Below are 19194 nucleotides of genomic sequence, written 5' to 3'. Positions count from 1 at the left end.
ACGGCGCCCCGGAAATGTGACACGGTCCGGCCAGGAACCCTGGCGGCCCGGCGGAGGGCAAGGGCCGTCGTCACCGCCGCCGGGCCCGTCCGCACCCTAAAAGGACTAGACCATAGCGGTCAATGGGTCCGGACCGCCTCAACGCTCCTCCGGTTCCGGCCAGTTGGCCGACACGGTCGCACCACGCGAAACAAGCGGTACGCACTGTGAGCGAACCCACACCGTTCACCCGCCTGGACGAGTAAGGGGCGTGGCACACTGGCCCTGTACCAGAAGCAGCGCACTCCGGGGTCGGTGAAAGTCCGAACCGGCGGTTACAGTCCGCGACCCGGTCGCTTCCAGCGGCCGGTTGACCAGGTGAAATTCCTGGACCGACGGTTAAAGTCCGGATGGGAGGCAGTGCGCGGCGGGCGGGCATGCGTCTTCCGTGTGCGCGCCGCCGTATCGGGACCCGTCCGTGTTCGGGCGCGTCCGTTCCGGCGACGCCCCCGGTGTGTGCTCATCCGTACATTCTGTCGTCATCGACAGGCCCCGGAGTCCGTGCCCGAAGAGGCAGGAGGACCCGGGAAGTGTTCACCGGAATCGTCGAAGAGCTGGGTGAGGTCACCGCCGTCGAGAACCTCGGCGACGCCTCCCGCTTCCGGCTCCGCGGCCCCATCGTGACCCAGGGCGCGCAGCACGGCGACTCCATCGCCGTGAACGGGGTCTGTCTCACCGTGGTCGAGCACGAGGGCGACGAGTTCACCGCCGACGTCATGGCCGAGACCCTGAACCGCTCCAGCCTCGGCGCGCTCACGGCCGGCTCCCGCGTCAACCTGGAACGCCCCACCGCCGTGGGCGCCCGCCTCGGCGGACACATCGTGCAGGGGCACGTGGACGGCACCGGCGAGATCCTGGAGCGCAAGCCCTCCGAGAACTGGGAGATCGTCAAGATCTCGCTTCCCGCCGAACTCTCCCGGTACGTGGTGGAGAAGGGCTCCATCACCGTCGACGGCATCAGCCTCACCGTCGTCGACGCCGGCCCCGACCACTTCACGGTCAGCCTCATCCCGACCACCCTCGCCCTCACCACGCTCGGCGTGAAGCAGCCCGGCGACCCGGTCAACCTCGAAGTGGACGTCATCGCCAAGTACGTCGAGCGGCTCCTCGGCGACCGTGCGCAGGGGGACACCAAGTGAACTGGATGAACTCCGAGGCGTTCACCCTCCTCGGCCAGCACATCATCTGGTCCGACATGGTCGGCAACATCCTGGGCCTCATCACCCTCGCCCTGGGCTGGCGCCGCTCCCTGTGGACGTGGCCCGTCCAGTTCCTCTCCGGCCTCGTCCTCTTCGCCGCCTTCTACGGCCACCTGACCGGCAGCGCCGGCAAGCAGGCCGTCGTCATGGCCGTAGCCCTGTACGGCTGGTGGCAGTGGCAGCGCACCGAGGACCGGTCCTCGGACGGCCACATCACGCCCCGGTTCGCCACCTGGCCCGAGCGCGCGGCGATGCTCGCGGCGGCGGCCGCCGGCACGGTCGCCGTCGCCCTGCTCTTCACCGCCTACCCGAAGCTGTCCTGGGACCCCTGGCCCGACGCCTACATCTTCGTCGGCACCATCGTCGCGATGTACGCCCAGGCCAAGGGCATGGTCGAGTTCTGGTTCGCCTGGCTGCTCGTCGACCTCGTCGGCGTCCCCCTCAACTTCGCCAACGGCTACGCCTTCTCCGGCTTCGTCTACGTCATCTACGGCGCACTCGTCCTGTGGGGCATGCGCGACTGGTGGCTGCGCTCCCGCCGGGGCCCGCAGCCCGCACTGGAAGGAGCGCCGGCATGACCTCGGCACCGCTGCTGTACGACACCGACGACACCGAGAGCTTCGCACTCGACCCGGTCGAGCAGGCCATCGCCGACATCGCCGCCGGCCGCCCGGTGGTCGTCGTCGACGACGAGGACCGGGAGAACGAGGGCGACCTCGTCATCGCCGCCGAGAAGGCGACCCCGGAGATCGTCGCCTTCATGATGAGCGAGTGCCGCGGCCTGATCTGCGCCCCCATGGAGGGCGAGGAGCTGGACCGGCTGCGGCTGCCGCAGATGGTCGAGGACAACACCGAGTCGATGAAGACCGCGTTCACCGTCTCCGTGGACGCCTCCGCCGCGCACGGTGTGAGCACCGGCATCTCGGCCTCCGACCGTGCCACCACGCTTCAGCTGCTCGCGAGCGGCGCGGCCGAGCACACCGACTTCGTGCGGCCCGGCCACGTCTTCCCGCTGCGCGCCAGGCCCGGCGGTGTCCTGGTCCGCAACGGCCACACCGAGGCCGCCGTCGACCTCGCCCGGCTCGCGGGGCTGCGCCCGGCCGGCGCCATCGTGGAGATCGCCGGCGAGGACGGCCGGATGCTGCGCCTGCCCGAGCTGATCCCGTTCGCCCGCAAGCACGGCCTGACGATCATCTCCATCGAGGACCTGATCGCCTACCGCCGCGGCAGCGAGCCCACCGTCCGCCGCGAGGCCGAGACCCGCCTGCCCACCCGGCACGGCACCTTCACCGCCTACGGCTACCGGTCCACCGTCGACGGAGTCGAACACGTCGCCCTCGTCCACGGCGAGATCGGCGACGGCGAGGACGTCCTGGTCCGCGTCCACTCCGAATGCCTCACCGGCGACGTCTTCGCCTCCCTGCGCTGCGACTGCGGCCCCCAGCTGGACACCGCCCTGGAACGCATCCAGGCCGAGGGCCGGGGCGTCGTCGTCTACCTGCGCGGGCACGAGGGACGCGGCATCGGCCTGCTGTCCAAGCTGCGCGCCTACGAACTGCAGGAGCAGGGCCACGACACGCTCGACGCCAACCTCGAACTGGGCCTGCCCGCCGACGCCCGCGACTACGGCGCCGGCGCGCAGATCCTCGCCGACCTCGGCGTGCGCGGGGTCCGGCTGATGACCAACAACCCCGAGAAGACCGACGCGCTGCTGCGCCACGGCCTGAAGGTCACCGGCCGCGAGCCGATGCCGGTCGAGGCCGGCGAGCACAACCTCCGCTACCTGCGCACCAAGCGGGACCGGATGGGCCACGACCTGCCCTGGCTGGACACGCCCGCCGTGCCGGCCACCTGCGGCAACCAGTAAGCAAGAAAGCACTTAGGAGAGACGTGAGCGGCAAGGGTGCACCGGAACTGTCCGTACGCAACGTGAGCGACCTCAGGGTCGCCGTCATCGCGGCGCAGTGGCACGAGAAGGTGATGGACGGTCTGGTCAACGGCGCCCTGCGCGCCCTGCACGACCTGGGCATCGACGAGCCGACCCTGATCAGGGTCCCCGGCAGCTTCGAGCTGCCGGTCGCCGCCAAGGTCCTCGCGGGCCGCGGCTACGACGCGGTGGTCGCCCTCGGCGTCGTCATCCGGGGCGGCACTCCCCACTTCGACTACGTGTGCCAGGGCGTCACCCAGGGCCTCACCCAGGTCTCCGTCGAGACCGGTGTCCCCGTCGGCTTCGGCGTGCTCACCTGCGACACGGAGGAGCAGGCCCTGGACCGGGCCGGTCTGGAGGGCTCGAACGAGGACAAGGGCCACGAGGCGGTGACGGCCGCGGTGGCGACGGCGGCCACGCTCCGCTCAGTATCCGAACCCTGGCACTAGGGAGTCGGCTGCACCGCGTAGGGTGGGGCTCACCATGTCCAAGAAGACGTTCGAGGAGCTCTTCACCGAGCTCCAGCACAAGGCCGCCCACGGCGATCCCGCCACCTCCCGCACCGCTGAGCTGGTCGGCAAGGGCGTCCATGCCATCGGCAAGAAGGTCGTCGAGGAGGCCGCCGAGGTCTGGATGGCCGCCGAGTACGAGGGCAAGGAAGCGGCCGCCGAGGAGATCTCGCAGCTGCTGTACCACGTCCAGGTGATGATGGTCGCCCGCGGCATCTCCCTGGACGACGTGTACGCCCACCTGTAAGCCGTACCCCGCACCCGATCCCGTAGAGAACGAGCAAAGGAAGCCGACCTCATGCTGCGCATCGCCGTCCCCAACAAGGGTTCACTGTCCGGCCCTGCGGCGGAGATGCTGCATGAGGCCGGTTACCAGCAGCGCCGCGAGTCCAAGGAGCTGCGCATCGTCGACCCGGAGAACGAGGTCGAGTTCTTCTACCTCCGCCCCCGCGACATCGCGATCTACGTCTCCTCCGGCCGCCTCGACATCGGCATCACCGGCCGTGACCTGCTGATCGACTCCGGTGCCGACGCCGAGGAGATCCTGCCGCTGGGCTTCGCCCGCTCCACGTTCCGCTTCGCCGCCAAGCCGGGCACCGCCGACGGCCTCCAGGACCTCAAGGGCAGGACCGTCGCCACCTCCTACGAGGGCATCGTCCAGAAGCACCTCGCGGACAGCGGCGTCGACGCCTCCGTCGTCCACCTGGACGGCGCCGTGGAGACCGCGATCGAGCTGGGCGTCGCCGAGGTGATCGCCGACGTCGTGGAGACCGGCACCAGCCTGCGCAACGCGGGTCTGGAGGTCTTCGGCGAGCCGATCATGAAGTCCGAGGCGATCGTCGTCCGCCGCACCGGCGCCGACGCCGAGGAGCCCAAGGTCCAGCAGTTCCTGCGCCGTCTCCAGGGCGTCCTGGTCGCCCGGACGTACGTGATGATGGACTACGACTGCCGGGTCGAGCAGCTGGAGAGGGCCGTCGCGCTCACCCCCGGCCTGGAGTCCCCGACCGTCTCCCCGCTGCACAACGAGGGCTGGGTCGCGGTCCGCGCCATGGTTCCGGCGAAGGAGGCCCAGCGGATCATGGACGACCTCTACGCCATCGGCGCCCGCGCCATCCTGACCACGGCCATCCACGCCTGCCGCCTGTAGAGGGGTACGCCGATGTCCGACCCGACCTCCCTTCCCGGCCTCCCCGTCACCTTCCGGCCCGGCCACACCCGGGCGATCCTGCTCACCGCCGGAGTCGTGATCTTCGTGGTGATATCCGGGATCGCCCTGCTGCTCGACATCGGCCCGGGCTCCCGGCTGACCTTCGTCATCACGGGGGCGCTGATCTTCTGGGTGCTGGCCCGGCTGGCCCGGGTGAAGGTGGTCGCCGACGCGTCCGGCGTCACCGTGGTGAACATCGCCGGAAAACGGCGCCTGGCCTGGGAGGAGATCCTCCGGGTGAACCTCCGGCCCGGCGACCCCTGGGTGTTCCTCGACCTGAGCGACGGCACCAGCCTGCCGGCGCTCGGTATCCAGCCGGGCATCGCCAAGCAGCGGGCCATCGCCGACGCCACGGCTCTCCGGGCGCTCGCCGAGGCCCACTCGGCGCCGTCCACCCTGCCGCACGAGCCCAGATCTTGATTAATCTGGTGGGCGGAGGCCGTCTCGCTGCGCCTCCGCCCCTGCGCGCCGCCCGGTGCACAGGGGTTCCTGCTACCCGAGGAGTGACCCTCTCCGGCGATGGACGGATCGTCCTGTAGTACCTGCGCCACCCCTGCCCGACAGAGCGGGAAGGCGGTGGCAGCGTGACCATCCCCCTGCTGCTCCTCGCAGCTGCGTTCCTGCTGATCCTCGCGAACGGCTTCTTCGTGGCGGCCGAATTCGGCCTGGTGACGGTCGAGCGTCCGGAGGCCGAGCAGGCCGCCGCCGACGGCGACGCCCGCGCCCGTACGGTCGTGGAGTCGCTGAAGGAGCTGTCCTTCCAGCTCTCCGGCACCCAGCTCGGCATCACCATCACCTCCCTGGTCGTCGGCATGCTCGCCGAACCGGCCCTGGCCGAGCTGCTGCACGGCCCGTTCGCCGCGCTCGGCATCCCCGAGGGCGCCGCCTCCGGCATCGCCGTGGTCGTCGGCATGCTGCTGGCCTCCGCGATCCAGATGGTGATCGGCGAGCTGGTGCCCAAGAACTGGGCGGTGTCCCGGCCGCTGCAGGTCGCGCGCTTCGTGGCCGGCCCCCAGCACCGCTTCGCCCGCCTGTTCCGCCCGGTGATCTCCGTGCTGAACACGGTCGCCAACCGGCTGGTCCGCGCCCTCGGCGTCGAACCCGCCGAGGAGCTGGCCTCCGCCCGCACCCCCGGCGAGCTCGTCTCGCTGGCCCGGCACTCCGCCCGGGCCGGCGCCCTGGAGCAGGACACGGCCGACCTGTTCGTCCGCACGCTGTCCCTGGGCGAGCTGACCGCACAGCACGTCATGACCCCGCGCGTGAGGGTGAGCGCGCTGCAGGACTCGGCCACCGCCGAGGACGTCGTCAACCTCACCCGGGCCACCGGCCTGTCCCGCTTCCCCGTCTACCGGGAGAAGATCGACGAGATCGTCGGCATGGCCCATCTGAAGGACGCGCTCGCCGTCCCGGTCCACGACCGGCTGCGCACCCCGGTCGGCCGCATCGCCCGCAAGGCGCTCCTCGTCCCCGAGACCCTGCCCGTCCAGCCGCTGCTCGCCCGGCTGCGCAGTGAGCAGCCCATCGCGGTCGTCGTGGACGAGTACGGCGGCACGGCCGGCGTGGTCACCCTGGAGGACATCGTCGAGGAACTGGTCGGCGAGGTCCGCGACGAGCACGACGCCAAGGACATGCCCGAGCTGGCCCCGGCCCCGCCCGAGGACGGCAGGGCCGCCTGGGACGTGGACGGCAGCTGCCGCGTCGACATCCTGCAGCGCATAGGCCTGGACGTGCCCGAGGGGCCGTACGAGACCGTCGCGGGCCTGGTCGCCGACCTGCTGGGCCGGATCCCGGCCCCCGGCGACCGGGCCGAACTGCCCGGCTGGCGGCTCTCGGTCCGCCAGGTCGGCCACTACCGCGCCGAACGGGTCCGCCTGGTCAGGACGGCCCCGGCCGCGAACGCGATGGAGGCCGCCCGATGAGCGTCCTCCAACTGGTCTTCGCGGGGCTGCTGGTACTCGCGAACGGATTCTTCGTCGGCGCCGAGTTCGCGCTCGTCTCCGTCCGCCGCAGCCAGATCGAACCGCTCGGCACCGCCCGGGCCCGCCAGGTGCTGTACGGCCTGGAACGCCTGCCGCAGATGATGGCCGCCGCCCAGTTCGGCATCACCGTCTGCTCGCTGACGCTCGGCGCGGTCGCCGAGCCGACCGTGGCGCACCTGCTGGAGCCGGTGTTCGCGTGGATCCACCTCCCGCACGGCATGATCCACCCGCTGGGCTATGTCATCGCGCTGGCCGCGGTGGTCTTCTTCCACCTCGTGATCGGCGAGATGGTCCCGAAGAACCTCGCGATGGCCGCGCCGGAGAAGGCCGCGCTGTGGCTCAGCCCCGGCCTGGTCTACTTCGCGCGCCTGTGCAGGCCGATCACGGTGGCCCTCGGCTTCTGCGCCCAGGGCATCCTGCGGCTGTTCCGGGTCGAGCCGAAGGACGAGGTGGAGGCGGTCGTCACCACCGAGCAGCTCAACCGGCTCCTGGAGGACTCCGGCCAGGCCGGCCTCCTCGACCCCGAGGAGCGCGAGCGCCTGGAGGACGCCCTGGAGCTGGGCTCCCGCCCGGTGACGGACGTGCTGCTGCGCCGGGAGTCCCTGGTCACGGTGGAGCCCTCGGTCACCCCGGGCGAGATCGTGGAGCTGACCGCCCGCACGGGCTACTCCCGCTTCCCGGTCGCGGCGACGGAGAAGGGCCCCTTCATGGGGTACGTGCACGTGAAGGACGTCCTCGACCTGGAGGACTCCGACCGGGCCGTCCCGCAGCAGGTGTGGCGCCCGATGGCCACGCTCCGCGCCGAGCTGCCGCTCGACGACGCCCTCACCGTCATGCGCCGCGCGGCCACCCACCTGGCCCAGGTGGCCGACGCCTCCGGCAAGGTCCTGGGCCTGGTGGCCCTGGAGGACGTCCTGGAGATGCTGGTGGGAGAGGTACGCGACCCGGCGCACCGGGAGGCCCCCGGGGTGCGGCTGACCGAACCGAGGGCGAGCGGGGAACCGGAGGAGGCCGGAGCGATGGCCTAGGGGACTGCGTCCGGATCAGCCCGGGTCCCACCTGATCCGGACGAAACCCCTAACTGTAGGACGACGGATCCTGCGGCCCCCGCCCCGACAGCACCTCCCCGTAGGCCTGCATCAGGTCGGGCAGCCGCAGGGTCGCCAGGTCCTCCCGGGACAGGGAACCCGCGTACGTCGACAGGCGGAGGTCCCGGTACGCGCAGCTCTTCTCGTACAGCGTCCGCAGGAACCGCCCGTTCCCCAGCTCGTCGATCCACCCCTGGTCGACCACGTGCCCGGCGATGGAGCGCAGTTCGTCCAGCGCCTCGTCGTCCCACTGGTCCCCGTTCTCCGCCGCGAGCACCTTGCCGATCTCGGTCAGCTCCAGCGGCCGGTAGGAGGGGAAGTCCACCCGGGTGGTGAAACGGGACGACAGACCGGGGTTGGCGGCGAGCAGGCGGTCCATGCCCTCCGGGTAGCCGGCCAGGATCACCACGAGGTGGTCCCGGTTGTCCTCGGCCCGCTTCAGCAGCACCTGCAGCGCCTCGTCGCCGTACGCGTCGCCCTTGCCGTATCCGGAGTTGGACAGCGAGTACGCCTCGTCCACGAAGAGCACCCCGCCGATCGCGGAGTCGATCAGTTCGTTGGCCTTCACGGCCGTCTGGCCCAGGTACTCGCCGACCAGGTCGGCCCGCTGCGCCTCCACGAGATGGTCACCGCCCAGGAGCCCCAGTGCGTAGAACACGCGCCCGAGGATCCGCGCGACCGTGGTCTTGCCCGTACCGGACGGCCCGGAGAAGACGAAGTGCCGTTTGGGCGGCTGCACCGGCAGCCCCTGCCCGGCCCGCAGCCGGGCCATGTTCAGCTGCGCCGACAGCGCCTTGACCTGGCGCTTGACCGGTTCGAGCCCCACCATGCGCTCCAGTTCGGCGAGCGCCTCCTCAAGTAACGCGGGGTCCGTCGGGCCGGCCGGGATCGGCGAGGCGGACACCCCGGACACCCCTGTCTTCACCCGCACCGAGGGATCGGTCACCGACGGCAGCGGCCCGGTCGGCAGATCGGGTTCGGGCAGTCGCAGGTCCCGGCCCTCCGTGCCGAACAGCGGATCGAAGCCGTCCGGCCCGTCCACGGTGTCCTGCCCGGCGCCGGTCAGCGTGATCGCGGCGAGGCCGGCCGCCTCGTCGTACCCGTCGCCCTCGGAGATGGCGGCGAGCCGGGCGGAGGTGTCCATGAAGGCCGGGTCGACCCGGTGCACCGCCCGGTACAGGGGGAGCGCGGCGGCCGAGCGCCCGGTCCCCTCGTGCGCCCGCGCCAGCCAGTACCGCAGCTCCTTGCGCTGCGGCTGCTCGCTGCGGCACCGCATCAGCGCGGCCGCCAGCAGCGGCTCGGCCTGGCCGTACATCTCCAGCCGGACCCGGGCCATGCCGCCGAACAGGCCGGCCTCGATGCCGAGCAGGGGATCGTCCAGCAGCGGGTCGGTGTGCCGGACCAGCTGCTCCCAGTCCTTGACCAGATAGGCGCGGCAGGCGTGCAGGAAGCGGACCTGCGGGTCGGCGTCCACCGGGGGCAGGCCGGCGAGGGCGCGGTCCAGCTCGGGCACGTGCCGGCCGTCCAGCCAGTGGGAGGCGTGCGCCAGCAGCAGATCGCGCGGGCTCTCCAGCACCGGCTGGACCCACCAGCCGAGCCAGTACCAGGAGTTGAGGGCCCGGCGGTGCCGGGTGCGCTGTTCGCCGAAGCGATCGCGGTGCCGGAACATCCGCAGCAGCGCGGTGGTCGTGTCGACCCGGAGCGCGTGCAGCCCGAGCCAGGCGTCCGCCATGCCCCCGTCCATCCGCACCGCGGTGCGGAACTCCTCCTCCGCCTGCGGGTAGGCGCCCATCGTGTAGGCGTCCACACCCCGCAGCCAGGCGAGGTCGGCCGGGGCCTCGGGGCCCTGCGTGCCGAAGTCCATCACGTCCCCCCACAAACCGTGCCCCCGTGGTTCACCACCGGGCAGTCGCCCGACGGCCGCCGCGGTCGAACCGCTGTGCCGCGGACCGGAGTTGCAGGTGCGAGGCAGCCGCTCGAAGGTCGCACCGAGGGCATCGTACCCGCGGTACCCGCGCGGGCCGAAGGGTGCCGCACGGGGCGTTCGGCGAGGTGGGAGCAGACGGGGCGCGCGGCGTTTCGTGACCGAGGGTGAGAAGCCCGGTGCGCGGGACGCCCGGGAAAAGGGGCCTGCGGGCAGAACGAAGCCCCCGGTCACGGGGGAACAACCGGGGGCTTCGCGTTGGTGGGCGACTCCGAAAGCCGCACATTGAGAACGTAAGACCTGTACGGCCCCCGGGTCAAGCGAAGTTGAGGCACTCGGGGAAGTTGCCCGGCACGGCTCTTCACCACTTCACCACATCGGGGACAGTCCATCACAGTGCGTCACACCGTGCCCGGCTTCGGGGGCGCCCCGGGCCCCGGCAGCACCCCGTACCCCTCCTGTCGCTGCAGCACCAGCAGATCGGCGTGGGGGCGCGAGGGGTCGGCGGCGAAGTGCGCTCGCTCCGCCGCGACCCAGCCCTCCCAGAACTCCCGCTGCTCGGCACCGTCCCGCTGCCGGCCGCGCGCCCAGGACTCCTCGCGGGGCAGCTCCATCCACAGCAGCCGGGCCAGGTACGGCCGCAGTGCCCGGCGGCCCGCGCCGACCCCCTCGATCAGGACGACGGGTGCGGCCGGCAGCGGGCGGGGGGTGCCGAAGGTGCGGGCCCGCCAGTCGTACGGGGCGTAGTGCGCGCTCTCGCCCCGGGCCAGGGGCTCGATCACCTGGGTCATGAGCCGGTCGGTCCAGGCGAAGAGCTGCTCGTGGCTGGCGATGTCGTCCAGGTGCAGCACCGGAGCACCGCCGAGTGCGTGCGCCAGCCGGCCGGCGAAGGTGGACTTCCCGGAGCCGGCGTGCCCGTCGACGGCGATCAGCCGGACCGGTCCCAGTGAAGGAGGGAGTCCGTGCAGTCTCTCGGCGAGGTCGTGAATGGTCATTCCCGGGGTGTGGTGGTGCCGGTGGGGCGTGTGGTGTGGTGTGTGGGTTTTCCGTGAAACAGTCTAGTAGTGGCCCACAGCGGCGGAACCGGGGGAGCCGCCGGACGGAAAACGTCGCGTTTTGAACCATCGGCTGGCGGCCAGTCAATGGCACCCGATAAACATTCCGAATCCCCTGACCGATATGTCGAATTCGGCGTTCCGGGTGTGGCCGACGCTGAGTAAGGTGCCTCCTGCGCACCGTGATGCGTCGAGCGGGGACTGGGCAGGGGGACATGGCCACGGAGTTATTCGAAGGGCACTATGTGTGGCATCCGGCGGCCGACGACCGCGTCCTGGCGAGCGTATGCGTCGACGTGCGCGCCGGTCGTTATCGATACGCCCACGAGGCGCTCGCCGAGACGCGTTCCGACTTCGCCCTGCGCGCCCACCGCTCACTGGTCCTCGCCTCCGAGGCGGCCGGCACCGACCTGGTGGAGCGCTGGCTCGCCGAGGAGCCGACGCCCGAGGCCGCGCTGATGTGGGCCCGGGTCGCGGTGCAGCGTGCGCTGCGGGCCGCCGACGCGCGCGACGACCGCGCCGAGGCGCTGGAGCGGATCGCGCTGGCCGCCTGCGACCGGGCCGCCGAGGCGGACCCGGCGGACCCCACACCCTGGGTCGCCCGGCTCGCCATGGCCCGGCTGCACCGGCTGCGCGACCCCGCCCCGCAGGGCCTGCTCACCGCCCCGCCCGGCCCGTGGCGGCTGTTCGCGCACATTCTCTCCCTCGACCCCTGGCACCGCGAGGCCCACCACCGCTTCCTGTCCTTCTTCTTCACGCGTCACGGCGGCTCGGTCACCGCGGCCTGGGACGTGGCCGCCTTCCTCAGCCAGCGGGCACCCGCCGACTCCGCCCTCCGGCTGCTGCCCCTGGTGGCCCTGGTCGAGAGCTACAACCCCACCCAGTTGCTCGCCGACCAGGTCTGGGAACAGCCCCAGTGGCGCGCCACCGCGCTGGCGATCTACCAGAACTGGCTGCCCACGGTGGCCGGTTACCGCTTCACCCCGGTGCTCGACCTGGCCTACCTCGCGCACGCGCTGGTCATGGGCCGGCGCGAGTTCGAGGCCCGGGCGGTCTTCACGGCGATGGGCCCGTACGCCTCGCGCATGCCCTGGAGCGCCTTCGGCGACCCCGTCGAGCAGCTCTCCCGGGCCCGGCGCGCCTGCGGCCTGCCCGTCCCGGGACCCGCCTGACCGCTCGTCCCACCCCCCACGAGAGAAAGGCCGATCTGTGTCGGAACGGATGTCGACCCCCCGGTCGCGGGCCCGCGCCGCGGACTCCGTCGTGCTCGACGACGACGCCACCCTGCATGCGATGGGTTATCCGCGAAAACTCACCCGGCGTTTCCAGGCGTTCGACAACTTCGCGATCTCGTTCACCATCATCAATATCCTCTCGGGTATTTTCTCGTCCTTCGGATTCGGCATGAACGCCGGCGGACCGCGCATTCTCGTCTTCGGCTGGATCGGCGTCTCGCTCATGGTGCTGCTCATCGGCGCGGCCATGGCGGAAGTCGCCTCCGCCTTTCCGACGAGCGGTGCCCTCTATTTCTCCGCCGGTAAACTCGCCAAGCGGCACAAAGGCGCCTGGTCGTGGTTCACGGGCTGGCTGAACTTCGTGGGCCAGATCGGCGGCACCGCCGCCACCGGCTATGCCGCCGCCACCTTCATCCAGGTGTTCGCCCAGTTGCAGTGGCCCTCCTACCAGCCGACCGCGCACCAGACGGTCCTGATCACGGCCGTCGTCATCGTGCTGCAGGGGGTCGCCAACACCTACACCGTCCAGCTCGTCGCCCTGCTGAACCGCATTTCCGTGTGGTGGCTGCTGATCGGACTCGTCGTGATCGTGGGAGCACTGATAGTGATGCCCGATCACCACCGGTCCGCGTCCTTCGTGACGCATTTCGAGAACAACACCGGCTTCACGAGCGGCCTTTACGGCGGCATGCTCGGCCTGCTGGTGACCAGCTGGACCTTCACCGGGTTCGACGGCAGCTTCCACATGTCCGAGGAAACGGTCCGCGCGACGGTCAGCGCCCCGAAGGGCATCACCCGCGCCATCGGCTATTCGGCGGTCGCCGGCCTGGTCCTGATGCTGGCACTGGTCTACAGCATCGGCGACTACGCCGCGGTGGCCGGGGCGCCCGCTCCGCCGGTCCGGATCCTCGTCGACGGGCTCGGGCTGCGTACCGCCAAGGTGATGCTGCTCATCGTCATCGGCGCGATGCTCTTCTGCGGTCTGGCCAACCTGACCAGCAACACCCGGCAGATCTTCGCCTTCTCCCGGGACGGTGCCATGCCGGGCTCCCGCTGGTGGCACTCGGTCTCGGCGCGCACCCGTACACCGGTGAAGGCCGTGTGGCTCGCGGTCGTCTGCTCGTTGGCCCTGGTGGTGCCGGGCTGGTGGTCGCACACGGCGTTCACCGCCATCGTCAGCGTCAACGTGGTCGGGCTCTTCCTGGCCTACGCCGTGCCGATCTTCCTGCGGCTGCGGCTCGGTGACGCCTTCCAGCCCGGGCCCTGGCACCTGGGCCGCTGGGGCAGGCCGATCGGCTGGCTGGCGGTGGTCTGGATCCTGCTCAGCAGCGTCCTGTTCATGCTGCCGCAGGCCTCGCCGATCACCGTCGACTCCTTCAACTACGCGCCGATCGCGCTCGCCGTCGTCCTTCTGGTGGCCACGGTGTGGTGGTTCGCCACGGCCCGCCGCCGCTTCCAGGGGCCGGTGAGCTACGGGCGCCCCGACGAGGTCGCCGCGATGGATCTCGTCTGACGGGGCCGTCCACTCGGGTGGTCGCGCACCGCGGGCGGGTGCGGGTGCGTGGGGCGGGCCGGCCGTATGCCGGCGCGGCCCCACGCACCCGCCGCCGGCTTCCTGGCGGCACCCCGCCGGCGCGGGCGGGCGGCCACCGGCCCCGGCGGTACGGCCTTCCAGTGGCCGAGACCAATGTTCCTGGCGCGGCATGCGCGGAAGTGCTGGCAGGGCCGTCCGGCCTCCTTCATAGTTGGCGCACCGGACCAGCCCGACTCGGACACCCTGGGGGTCGTCGCGCCCATGAGCAGAGCCCAAGAGCCGTCCCGCAGAACCGTTCTGGCAGTAGCCGTCGCCGCGGCGGTGACCGGAACGGCGGCTCCCGCTGCCGCCGCCGCACCGCGCACCGCCGCCGCCGACCATCCCGGCCAGGTGCAGGCCCGCCCGATCGACTACCACGCCTGGACGACGTACCGGGACTGGCGCTGTGGCACCGTCCAGGGTGCCCGAGCGGTGTCCGGCCGGCGCCCCGGCGTCGTGATCGGCGCCCCCGCGGGCCGTACCGACTACACCGACCCGCACACCGGCACCACCGCCACCTGGGAGTACGCGACCTGGACCTCCCCGGCGCACCGGCTCACCGTGCCCGCGACCGAGGCCGTCGCCTCCTGGAACGCGGACACCCCCGACGGCACCTGGCTGCAGGTCGAGCTGCACGGCACGTACTCCGACGGCACCGAGACGCCCTGGTACGTGATGGGCCGCTGGGCGGCCGGCGACCGGGACATCAAGCGGACCTCGGTGGACGACCAGACCGACGGCAAGAGCACCATCTGGACCGACACCTTCGCCATCGACGACCCGAGCACCGGCCTGCGCCTGACGTCGTACCGGCTGCGCCTGACCCTGTACCGCCGGCCCGGCACGCACCTGACGCCGACCGTCTGGCGGCTCGGCGCGATGGGCTCCGACATCCCCGACCGCTTCACCGTCCCGGCCTCCACCCCCGGACTCGCCCAGGAACTGGCCGTCCCGCGCTACTCGCAGGAGATCCACAAGGGCCAGTACCCCGAGTACGACAACGGCGGCGAGGCCTGGTGCAGCCCCACCTCCTCGCAGATGATCATCGAGTACTGGGGCGGCCGGCTCACCCCCGAGCAGCTGTCCTGGGTCGACCCCTCCTACGCCGACCCGCAGGTGTGCCACGCGGCCCGCTCCACCTACGACCACCAGTACCAGGGCTGCGGCAACTGGCCCTTCAACGCCGCCTACGCGGCCACCTTCGCGGGCCTGCAGGGCGTCGTCACCCGGCTCTCCTCCCTCACCGACCTGGAGACGCTGATCGCGGCCGGCATCCCGGCCATAACGTCCCAGTCGTTCCTCAAGGAGGAGCTGACGGGGGCCGGTTACGGCACCTCCGGACACCTGATGACCGTCATCGGCTTCACCGCCGAGGGGGACGTGATCGCGGGCGACCCGGCCTCGCCGAGCGACGAGGCGGTGCGGCGCGTCTACAAGCGGCGCGAGTGGGAGAACATCTGGCTCAGGACGAAGCGGTACAACGCCTCCGGCAAGGTCGTCTCCGGTACCGGCGGGGTCTGCTACCTCTACTTCCCGGCCCACCCGACCCCGCACCAGCGCAAGGCGCTCGCCGCGGTGGGCGTGCACTGAGGCCGGCTTCCCGCGGCCTGTGACCAAGCTCATCGCCGCGGACCCGGACGCGGGTGGCATGGTGGACGGATGGGTGGGGGATTCCGCCGTACACGTCCGACCTCTGCGAGCCACACCATGACCGCACATCCAGCCACCGCCCCCCGCGCCGTCACCGGAGGCCCCGGGGAAGACGGGCCCAGGATTCTTGAGCACGCCCTGGGATGGATCCTCGTCGCGGTGTTCGCCATGCTCGTGACCCGGCTCGGCCTGCTCTGAACCGACCGCTCACGCCTGCGGATTGTTCTGACATACTGCGGAAGTCCCGCCGCGCCTAGTCCAGGGTCGACCGTGAACATGCCGCAGCAGCGTGCCGCCACCCAGGTGCGCGGCACCGAGCGCTCCGTGGCGCGCCGCGCCGAACTCATCGCCATCGGGCGGAAGCTGTTCGCCGACACGTCCTACGACGCGTTGTCCATGGACGACATCGCCCGCCAGGCGCGGGTCGCCAAGGGGCTGATCTACTACTACTTCCGGTCCAAGCGCGGCTACTACCTGGCGATCATCCAGGACTCCGTCGCCGACCTGGTCACCTCCGCCGCCGGCAGTCTCCGGCTGCCCGCCGTGGACCGCGTGCACCGCACGATCGACGGCTATCTGCGCTACGCCGAACACCACCAGGCCGCCTACCGCACCATCGTCAGCGGCGGCGTCGGCTTCGACACCGAGGTGCACGCGATCCGGGACGGCGTACGCGAGGCGATCATCGCGGCGATCGCCGAGGGGGCCTACGGCCGCGGTGACATCTCCCCGCTGGCCCGGATGGGCCTGCTGTCCTGGGTGTGCAGCGTGGAGGGCGCCACCCTGGACTGGATCGACCGCCCCCGGCTGTCCCGCGACACCATGCGTGAGCTGCTGGTGAAGACGCTCGGCGGGGCCCTGCGCGCCGTGGAGGAGCTGGACCCCGCCCACCCGGCCCCGCCGCCGGCCCGCCGGGGCGGCTGACCGGAGCCGGCCGCCCGGGCTAGTTGATCGCCCTGATCAGCTCACCGTTCGCGGTGTCGCCGCTCAGCTCCCAGAAGAACGTGCCGCCGAGGCCCTGCTGGTTCTTGTACGTCATCTTCGTGGCGATGGTCGCCGGGGTGTCGTAACTCCACCAGTCGCTGCCGCACTTGGCGTAGGCGGTGCCGCCCACGGTGCCGGTCGCCGGGCACTTGGCCTTGAGCACCTTGTAGTCGTCGATGCCCTGCTCGTACGTGCCCGCCGCCGGGCCGGTGGCCCTACCGCCGGGCGCCGCCTGGGTGACGCCGGTCCAGCCGCGGCCGTAGAAGCCGATGCCGAGCAGCAGCTTCGAGGCGGGGATGCCGAGGCCCTTGAGCTTGGCGATCGTCGCCGACGTGTAGTAGTTCGCCTTGGGAATGCCCGAGTAGGAGTTCAGCGGGGAGTGCGGGGCGGTCGGGCCGGTCGCGTCCCAGGCGCCGAAGTAGTCGTACGTCATCGGGTTGTACCAGTCGACGTACTGGGCGGCGCCCGCGTAGTTCGCCGCGTCGATCTTGCCGCCGCTGGTGGCGTCCGCGGTGATCGCCGCGGTGACCAGGTTCCCGGAGCCGAACTTCGACCGCAGGGCGGCCATCAGGTTCCTGAAGGCCTCCCGCCCGCTGGTGTCGCAGGTGCTGCCGCAGGCGTTCGGGTACTCCCAGTCGATGTCGATGCCGTCGAAGACGCCCGCCCACTTGGAGTTCTTCACCAGGTCGTAGCAGGACTGGGCGAAGGCGGCCGGGTTCTTCGCGGCCTCGCCGAAGCCGCCGGACCAGGTCCAGCCGCCGAAGGACCACAGGATCTTCAGGCCCGGGTGCTTCTTCTTCAGCTTCAGCAGCTGGTTGAAGTTGCCGCGCAGCGGCTGGTCCCAGGTGTCGGCGACGCCGTCGACGGACTCGGCGGCGGTGTAGGCCCGGTCGGTGGCCGCGTAGGAGTCGCCCATGGCGCACTTGCCGCCGGTGACGTTGCCGAAGGCGTAGTTGATGTGGGTCAGCCTGGCCCCGGAGCCGGAGGTCTCGATGTTCTTGACGTAGTACTTGCGGTCGTAGGTGCCCCATTCGGTGAAGTAGCCGACGACCTTGGAGCCGGCCGTCAGCTGCGGCGCGTCCGGGGCCGCCGCGGTCGCCGTGCCGGTGCCGGCCAGCAGGCCGGCGCCGAGGGCGGCGGTACACGCGGCCGAGACGAGCGCCCGGACGAGGGAGCGGTGGGGAGTGTGCATCGGTGTCTCCTCGTGGGGGGAGGGGATCGTGCGCCGATTGGCATGAACGCGGTAAAGCGTTGGTCATGCACAGTAGGAGGACTAGACCATTTGGTCAATGGTTCGGACCAATTCCCGCCCGGCGGGACACCTCGGCTGGACTCTTGAAGTAAGCGGTCGTTAACTGGTGACGGGAGGTCGCCGATCGGGCATACTCACAGCGCATGCCGCAGGTCAGCGGCTTCCGAGACCCGGGAGCCGGCGCCTTCGGCCCAGCGCAACGATCAGGCGGAGCCGCCCCCCACCCCGGGCCGGACCGCCGGTGCCCGAACAGGGAGGAGCCGACGCCATGTCCGACCGCGACCCGCAGCCGGTGGAGCGTCAACTGCCCACGGAGGAGGCGAGAGATCTGCTCGCCCTCGTCCGGGACATCGCCCAGCGCGAGATCGCGCCGAAGGCCGCGGAGGAGGAGGACGCGGGACGCTTCCCGCGCGAGATCTTCACGCTGCTCTCCGAGGCAGGCCTGCTGGGCCTGCCGTACGACTCGGAGTACGGCGGCGGCGACCAGCCGTACGAGGTCTACCTCCAGGTCCTCGAGGAGCTGGCCGCGGCCCGGCTCACCGTCGGTCTCGGCGTCAGCGTCCACACGCTCGCGTCCTACGCGCTCGCCACCTACGGCACCAAGCAGCAGCAGGTCGAGCACCTGCCCGCGATGCTGGGCGGCGGCCTGCTCGGCGCCTACTGCCTGTCCGAGCCGTCCTCCGGTTCCGACGCGGCCTCCCTGCGCACCAAGGCCGTACGGGACGCCGAGGGAAGCTGGGTGATCGACGGCACCAAGGCCTGGATCACGCACGGCGGGATCGCCGACTTCTACACCGTGATGGCCCGCACCGGCGAGGACGGCCCGCGCGGGATCACCGCCTTCCTCGTGCCCGGCGACGCGCCCGGCCTGAGCGGCGCCGCCCCCGAGAAGAAAATGGGCATGAAGGGCTCGCCCACCGCCCAGGTGCACTTCGACGGCGTCCGCGTCCCGGACGACCGGCGCATCGGCGAGGAGGGCCAGGGCTTCTCCATCGCCCTGGCGGCGCTCGACTCCGGCCGGCTCGGCATCGCAGCCTGCGCCATCGGCCTCGCCCAGGCCGCGCTGGACGAGGCCGTCCGCTACGCCACCCAGCGCCGCCAGTTCGGCCGGGCCATCGCCGACTTCCAGGGCCTGCGCTTCATGCTCGCCGACATGGCCACCCAGATCGAGGCGGGCCGTGCGCTGTACCTCGCCGCGGCGCGGCTGCGCGACGCCGGCAGGCCGTTCGCCAAGCAGGCCGCCATGGCCAAGCTGCACTGCACCGACGCGGCCATGAAGGTCACCACGGACGCGGTGCAGATACTGGGCGGCTACGGCTACACCGCCGACTTCCCGGCCGAGCGCTATATGCGCGAGGCCAAGGTCCTGCAGATCGTCGAGGGCACCAACCAGATCCAGCGGATGGTCATCGCCCGTCACCTGGCGGGGCCGGAAGGTCGCTGAACTGGCCCGTGAGGACCGTGGGGGCCGCCAGCCTGACCCACTCCGGGTCGTGGCGGCCCGGCAGGGTGCGGCCCCGGTCGGCCCAGGTGCGCATGAGGTCGCGGTAGATGGGCGGGTCCTGCGGCAGGG

Annotated in this window: 18 protein-coding genes and 1 riboswitch; of the genes, 15 read left to right on the top strand and 3 right to left on the bottom strand. The window is 71.4% G+C overall.

Annotated elements, in window-relative coordinates:
• The first annotated feature begins 276 nt into the window (after window positions 1–276).
• A riboswitch (FMN riboswitch) is annotated at window positions 277–407 on the top strand.
• A 162-nt stretch (window positions 408–569) separates the two neighbouring features.
• From S1361_RS08060 to S1361_RS08020, 9 genes are all read left to right on the top strand, one after another.
• Window positions 570–1178: a riboflavin synthase gene (locus S1361_RS08060; protein ID WP_208031158.1), complete on the top strand. Its 609-nt coding sequence runs from the start codon at window positions 570–572 to the stop codon at window positions 1176–1178.
• Window positions 1175–1816, top strand: coding sequence for a nicotinamide mononucleotide transporter family protein (locus tag S1361_RS08055; protein WP_208031157.1), 642 nt, complete (start codon window positions 1175–1177; stop codon window positions 1814–1816). The genes S1361_RS08060 and S1361_RS08055 overlap by 4 nt, the downstream gene beginning before the upstream one ends.
• Complete coding sequence (locus S1361_RS08050) at window positions 1813–3105, top strand: bifunctional 3,4-dihydroxy-2-butanone-4-phosphate synthase/GTP cyclohydrolase II (RefSeq protein WP_208031156.1); 1293 nt, start codon at window positions 1813–1815, stop codon at window positions 3103–3105. The genes S1361_RS08055 and S1361_RS08050 overlap by 4 nt, the downstream gene beginning before the upstream one ends.
• Window positions 3106–3128: 23 nt before the next feature.
• On the top strand, window positions 3129–3614 hold the full coding sequence (gene ribH / locus S1361_RS08045) for a 6,7-dimethyl-8-ribityllumazine synthase (protein ID WP_208031155.1): 486 nt from the start codon (window positions 3129–3131) through the stop codon (window positions 3612–3614).
• A gap of 34 nt (window positions 3615–3648) precedes the next feature.
• Entirely contained in the window at window positions 3649–3921 is a 273-nt protein-coding gene (locus S1361_RS08040; RefSeq protein WP_007491392.1) for a phosphoribosyl-ATP diphosphatase, read from the top strand.
• Window positions 3922–3972: 51 nt separating this feature from the next.
• Entirely contained in the window at window positions 3973–4821 is an 849-nt protein-coding gene (gene hisG / locus S1361_RS08035; RefSeq protein ID WP_208031154.1) for an ATP phosphoribosyltransferase, read from the top strand.
• A 12-nt stretch (window positions 4822–4833) separates the two neighbouring features.
• The gene (locus S1361_RS08030; RefSeq protein WP_208031153.1) at window positions 4834–5301 is read left to right on the top strand and encodes a PH domain-containing protein; all 468 of its coding nucleotides are present in this window, start codon (window positions 4834–4836) and stop codon (window positions 5299–5301) included.
• Between the two features lie 164 nt (window positions 5302–5465).
• Complete coding sequence (locus S1361_RS08025; RefSeq protein WP_208031152.1) at window positions 5466–6800, top strand: hemolysin family protein; 1335 nt, start codon at window positions 5466–5468, stop codon at window positions 6798–6800.
• Window positions 6797–7888: a hemolysin family protein gene (locus tag S1361_RS08020; RefSeq protein ID WP_208031151.1), complete on the top strand. Its 1092-nt coding sequence runs from the start codon at window positions 6797–6799 to the stop codon at window positions 7886–7888. The genes S1361_RS08025 and S1361_RS08020 overlap by 4 nt, the downstream gene beginning before the upstream one ends.
• 49 nt (window positions 7889–7937) lie before the next feature.
• Here S1361_RS08020 and S1361_RS08015 read toward each other — a convergent pair whose 3' ends face one another.
• Both S1361_RS08015 and S1361_RS08010 read right to left on the bottom strand, forming a co-directional pair.
• Window positions 7938–9812: an AAA family ATPase gene (locus S1361_RS08015; RefSeq protein ID WP_208031150.1), complete on the bottom strand. Its 1875-nt coding sequence runs from the start codon at window positions 9810–9812 to the stop codon at window positions 7938–7940.
• A 461-nt stretch (window positions 9813–10273) separates the two neighbouring features.
• Window positions 10274–10867, bottom strand: a complete 594-nt coding sequence (locus S1361_RS08010; RefSeq protein WP_208031149.1) for a uridine kinase family protein — start codon at window positions 10865–10867, stop codon at window positions 10274–10276.
• Between the two features lie 275 nt (window positions 10868–11142).
• On the opposite strand from S1361_RS08010, the gene S1361_RS08005 reads away from it, so the two are divergent.
• The 5 genes from S1361_RS08005 to S1361_RS07985 all read left to right on the top strand — a co-directional run bounded on the left by S1361_RS08005 (window position 11143) and on the right by S1361_RS07985 (window position 16309).
• A complete protein-coding gene (locus S1361_RS08005) occupies window positions 11143–12099 on the top strand; it encodes a hypothetical protein (RefSeq protein WP_208031148.1) in 957 nt (318 codons plus the stop codon).
• 49 nt (window positions 12100–12148) lie between these two features.
• Window positions 12149–13675 (top strand): amino acid permease, encoded by a 1527-nt coding sequence (locus S1361_RS08000; RefSeq protein ID WP_425086594.1) that lies wholly within the window; start codon window positions 12149–12151, stop codon window positions 13673–13675.
• A 282-nt stretch (window positions 13676–13957) separates the two neighbouring features.
• Window positions 13958–15325, top strand: coding sequence for a peptidase C39 family protein (locus tag S1361_RS07995; protein WP_208031146.1), 1368 nt, complete (start codon window positions 13958–13960; stop codon window positions 15323–15325).
• A 117-nt stretch (window positions 15326–15442) separates the two neighbouring features.
• Entirely contained in the window at window positions 15443–15583 is a 141-nt protein-coding gene (locus S1361_RS07990) for an SCO1431 family membrane protein (RefSeq protein ID WP_208031145.1), read from the top strand.
• Between the two features lie 78 nt (window positions 15584–15661).
• A complete protein-coding gene (locus tag S1361_RS07985; RefSeq protein WP_208031144.1) occupies window positions 15662–16309 on the top strand; it encodes a TetR/AcrR family transcriptional regulator in 648 nt (215 codons plus the stop codon).
• Window positions 16310–16328: 19 nt separating this feature from the next.
• Here the strand turns inward: S1361_RS07985 and S1361_RS07980 are convergent, their stop codons facing one another.
• Window positions 16329–17561: a glycoside hydrolase family 18 protein gene (locus tag S1361_RS07980; RefSeq protein WP_208031143.1), complete on the bottom strand. Its 1233-nt coding sequence runs from the start codon at window positions 17559–17561 to the stop codon at window positions 16329–16331.
• A 328-nt stretch (window positions 17562–17889) separates the two neighbouring features.
• Here S1361_RS07980 and S1361_RS07975 point away from each other — a divergent pair, with 328 nt between their 5' ends.
• Window positions 17890–19065, top strand: coding sequence for an acyl-CoA dehydrogenase (locus tag S1361_RS07975; protein WP_208031142.1), 1176 nt, complete (start codon window positions 17890–17892; stop codon window positions 19063–19065).
• Window positions 19066–19194 lie beyond the last annotated feature (129 nt).

The sequence above is a fragment of the Streptomyces cyanogenus genome (genome assembly GCF_017526105.1).
In the GTDB taxonomy this organism is placed as follows: Bacteria; Actinomycetota; Actinomycetes; order Streptomycetales; family Streptomycetaceae; genus Streptomyces; species Streptomyces cyanogenus.
This window is presented reverse-complemented; position numbering and strand designations above follow the sequence as displayed.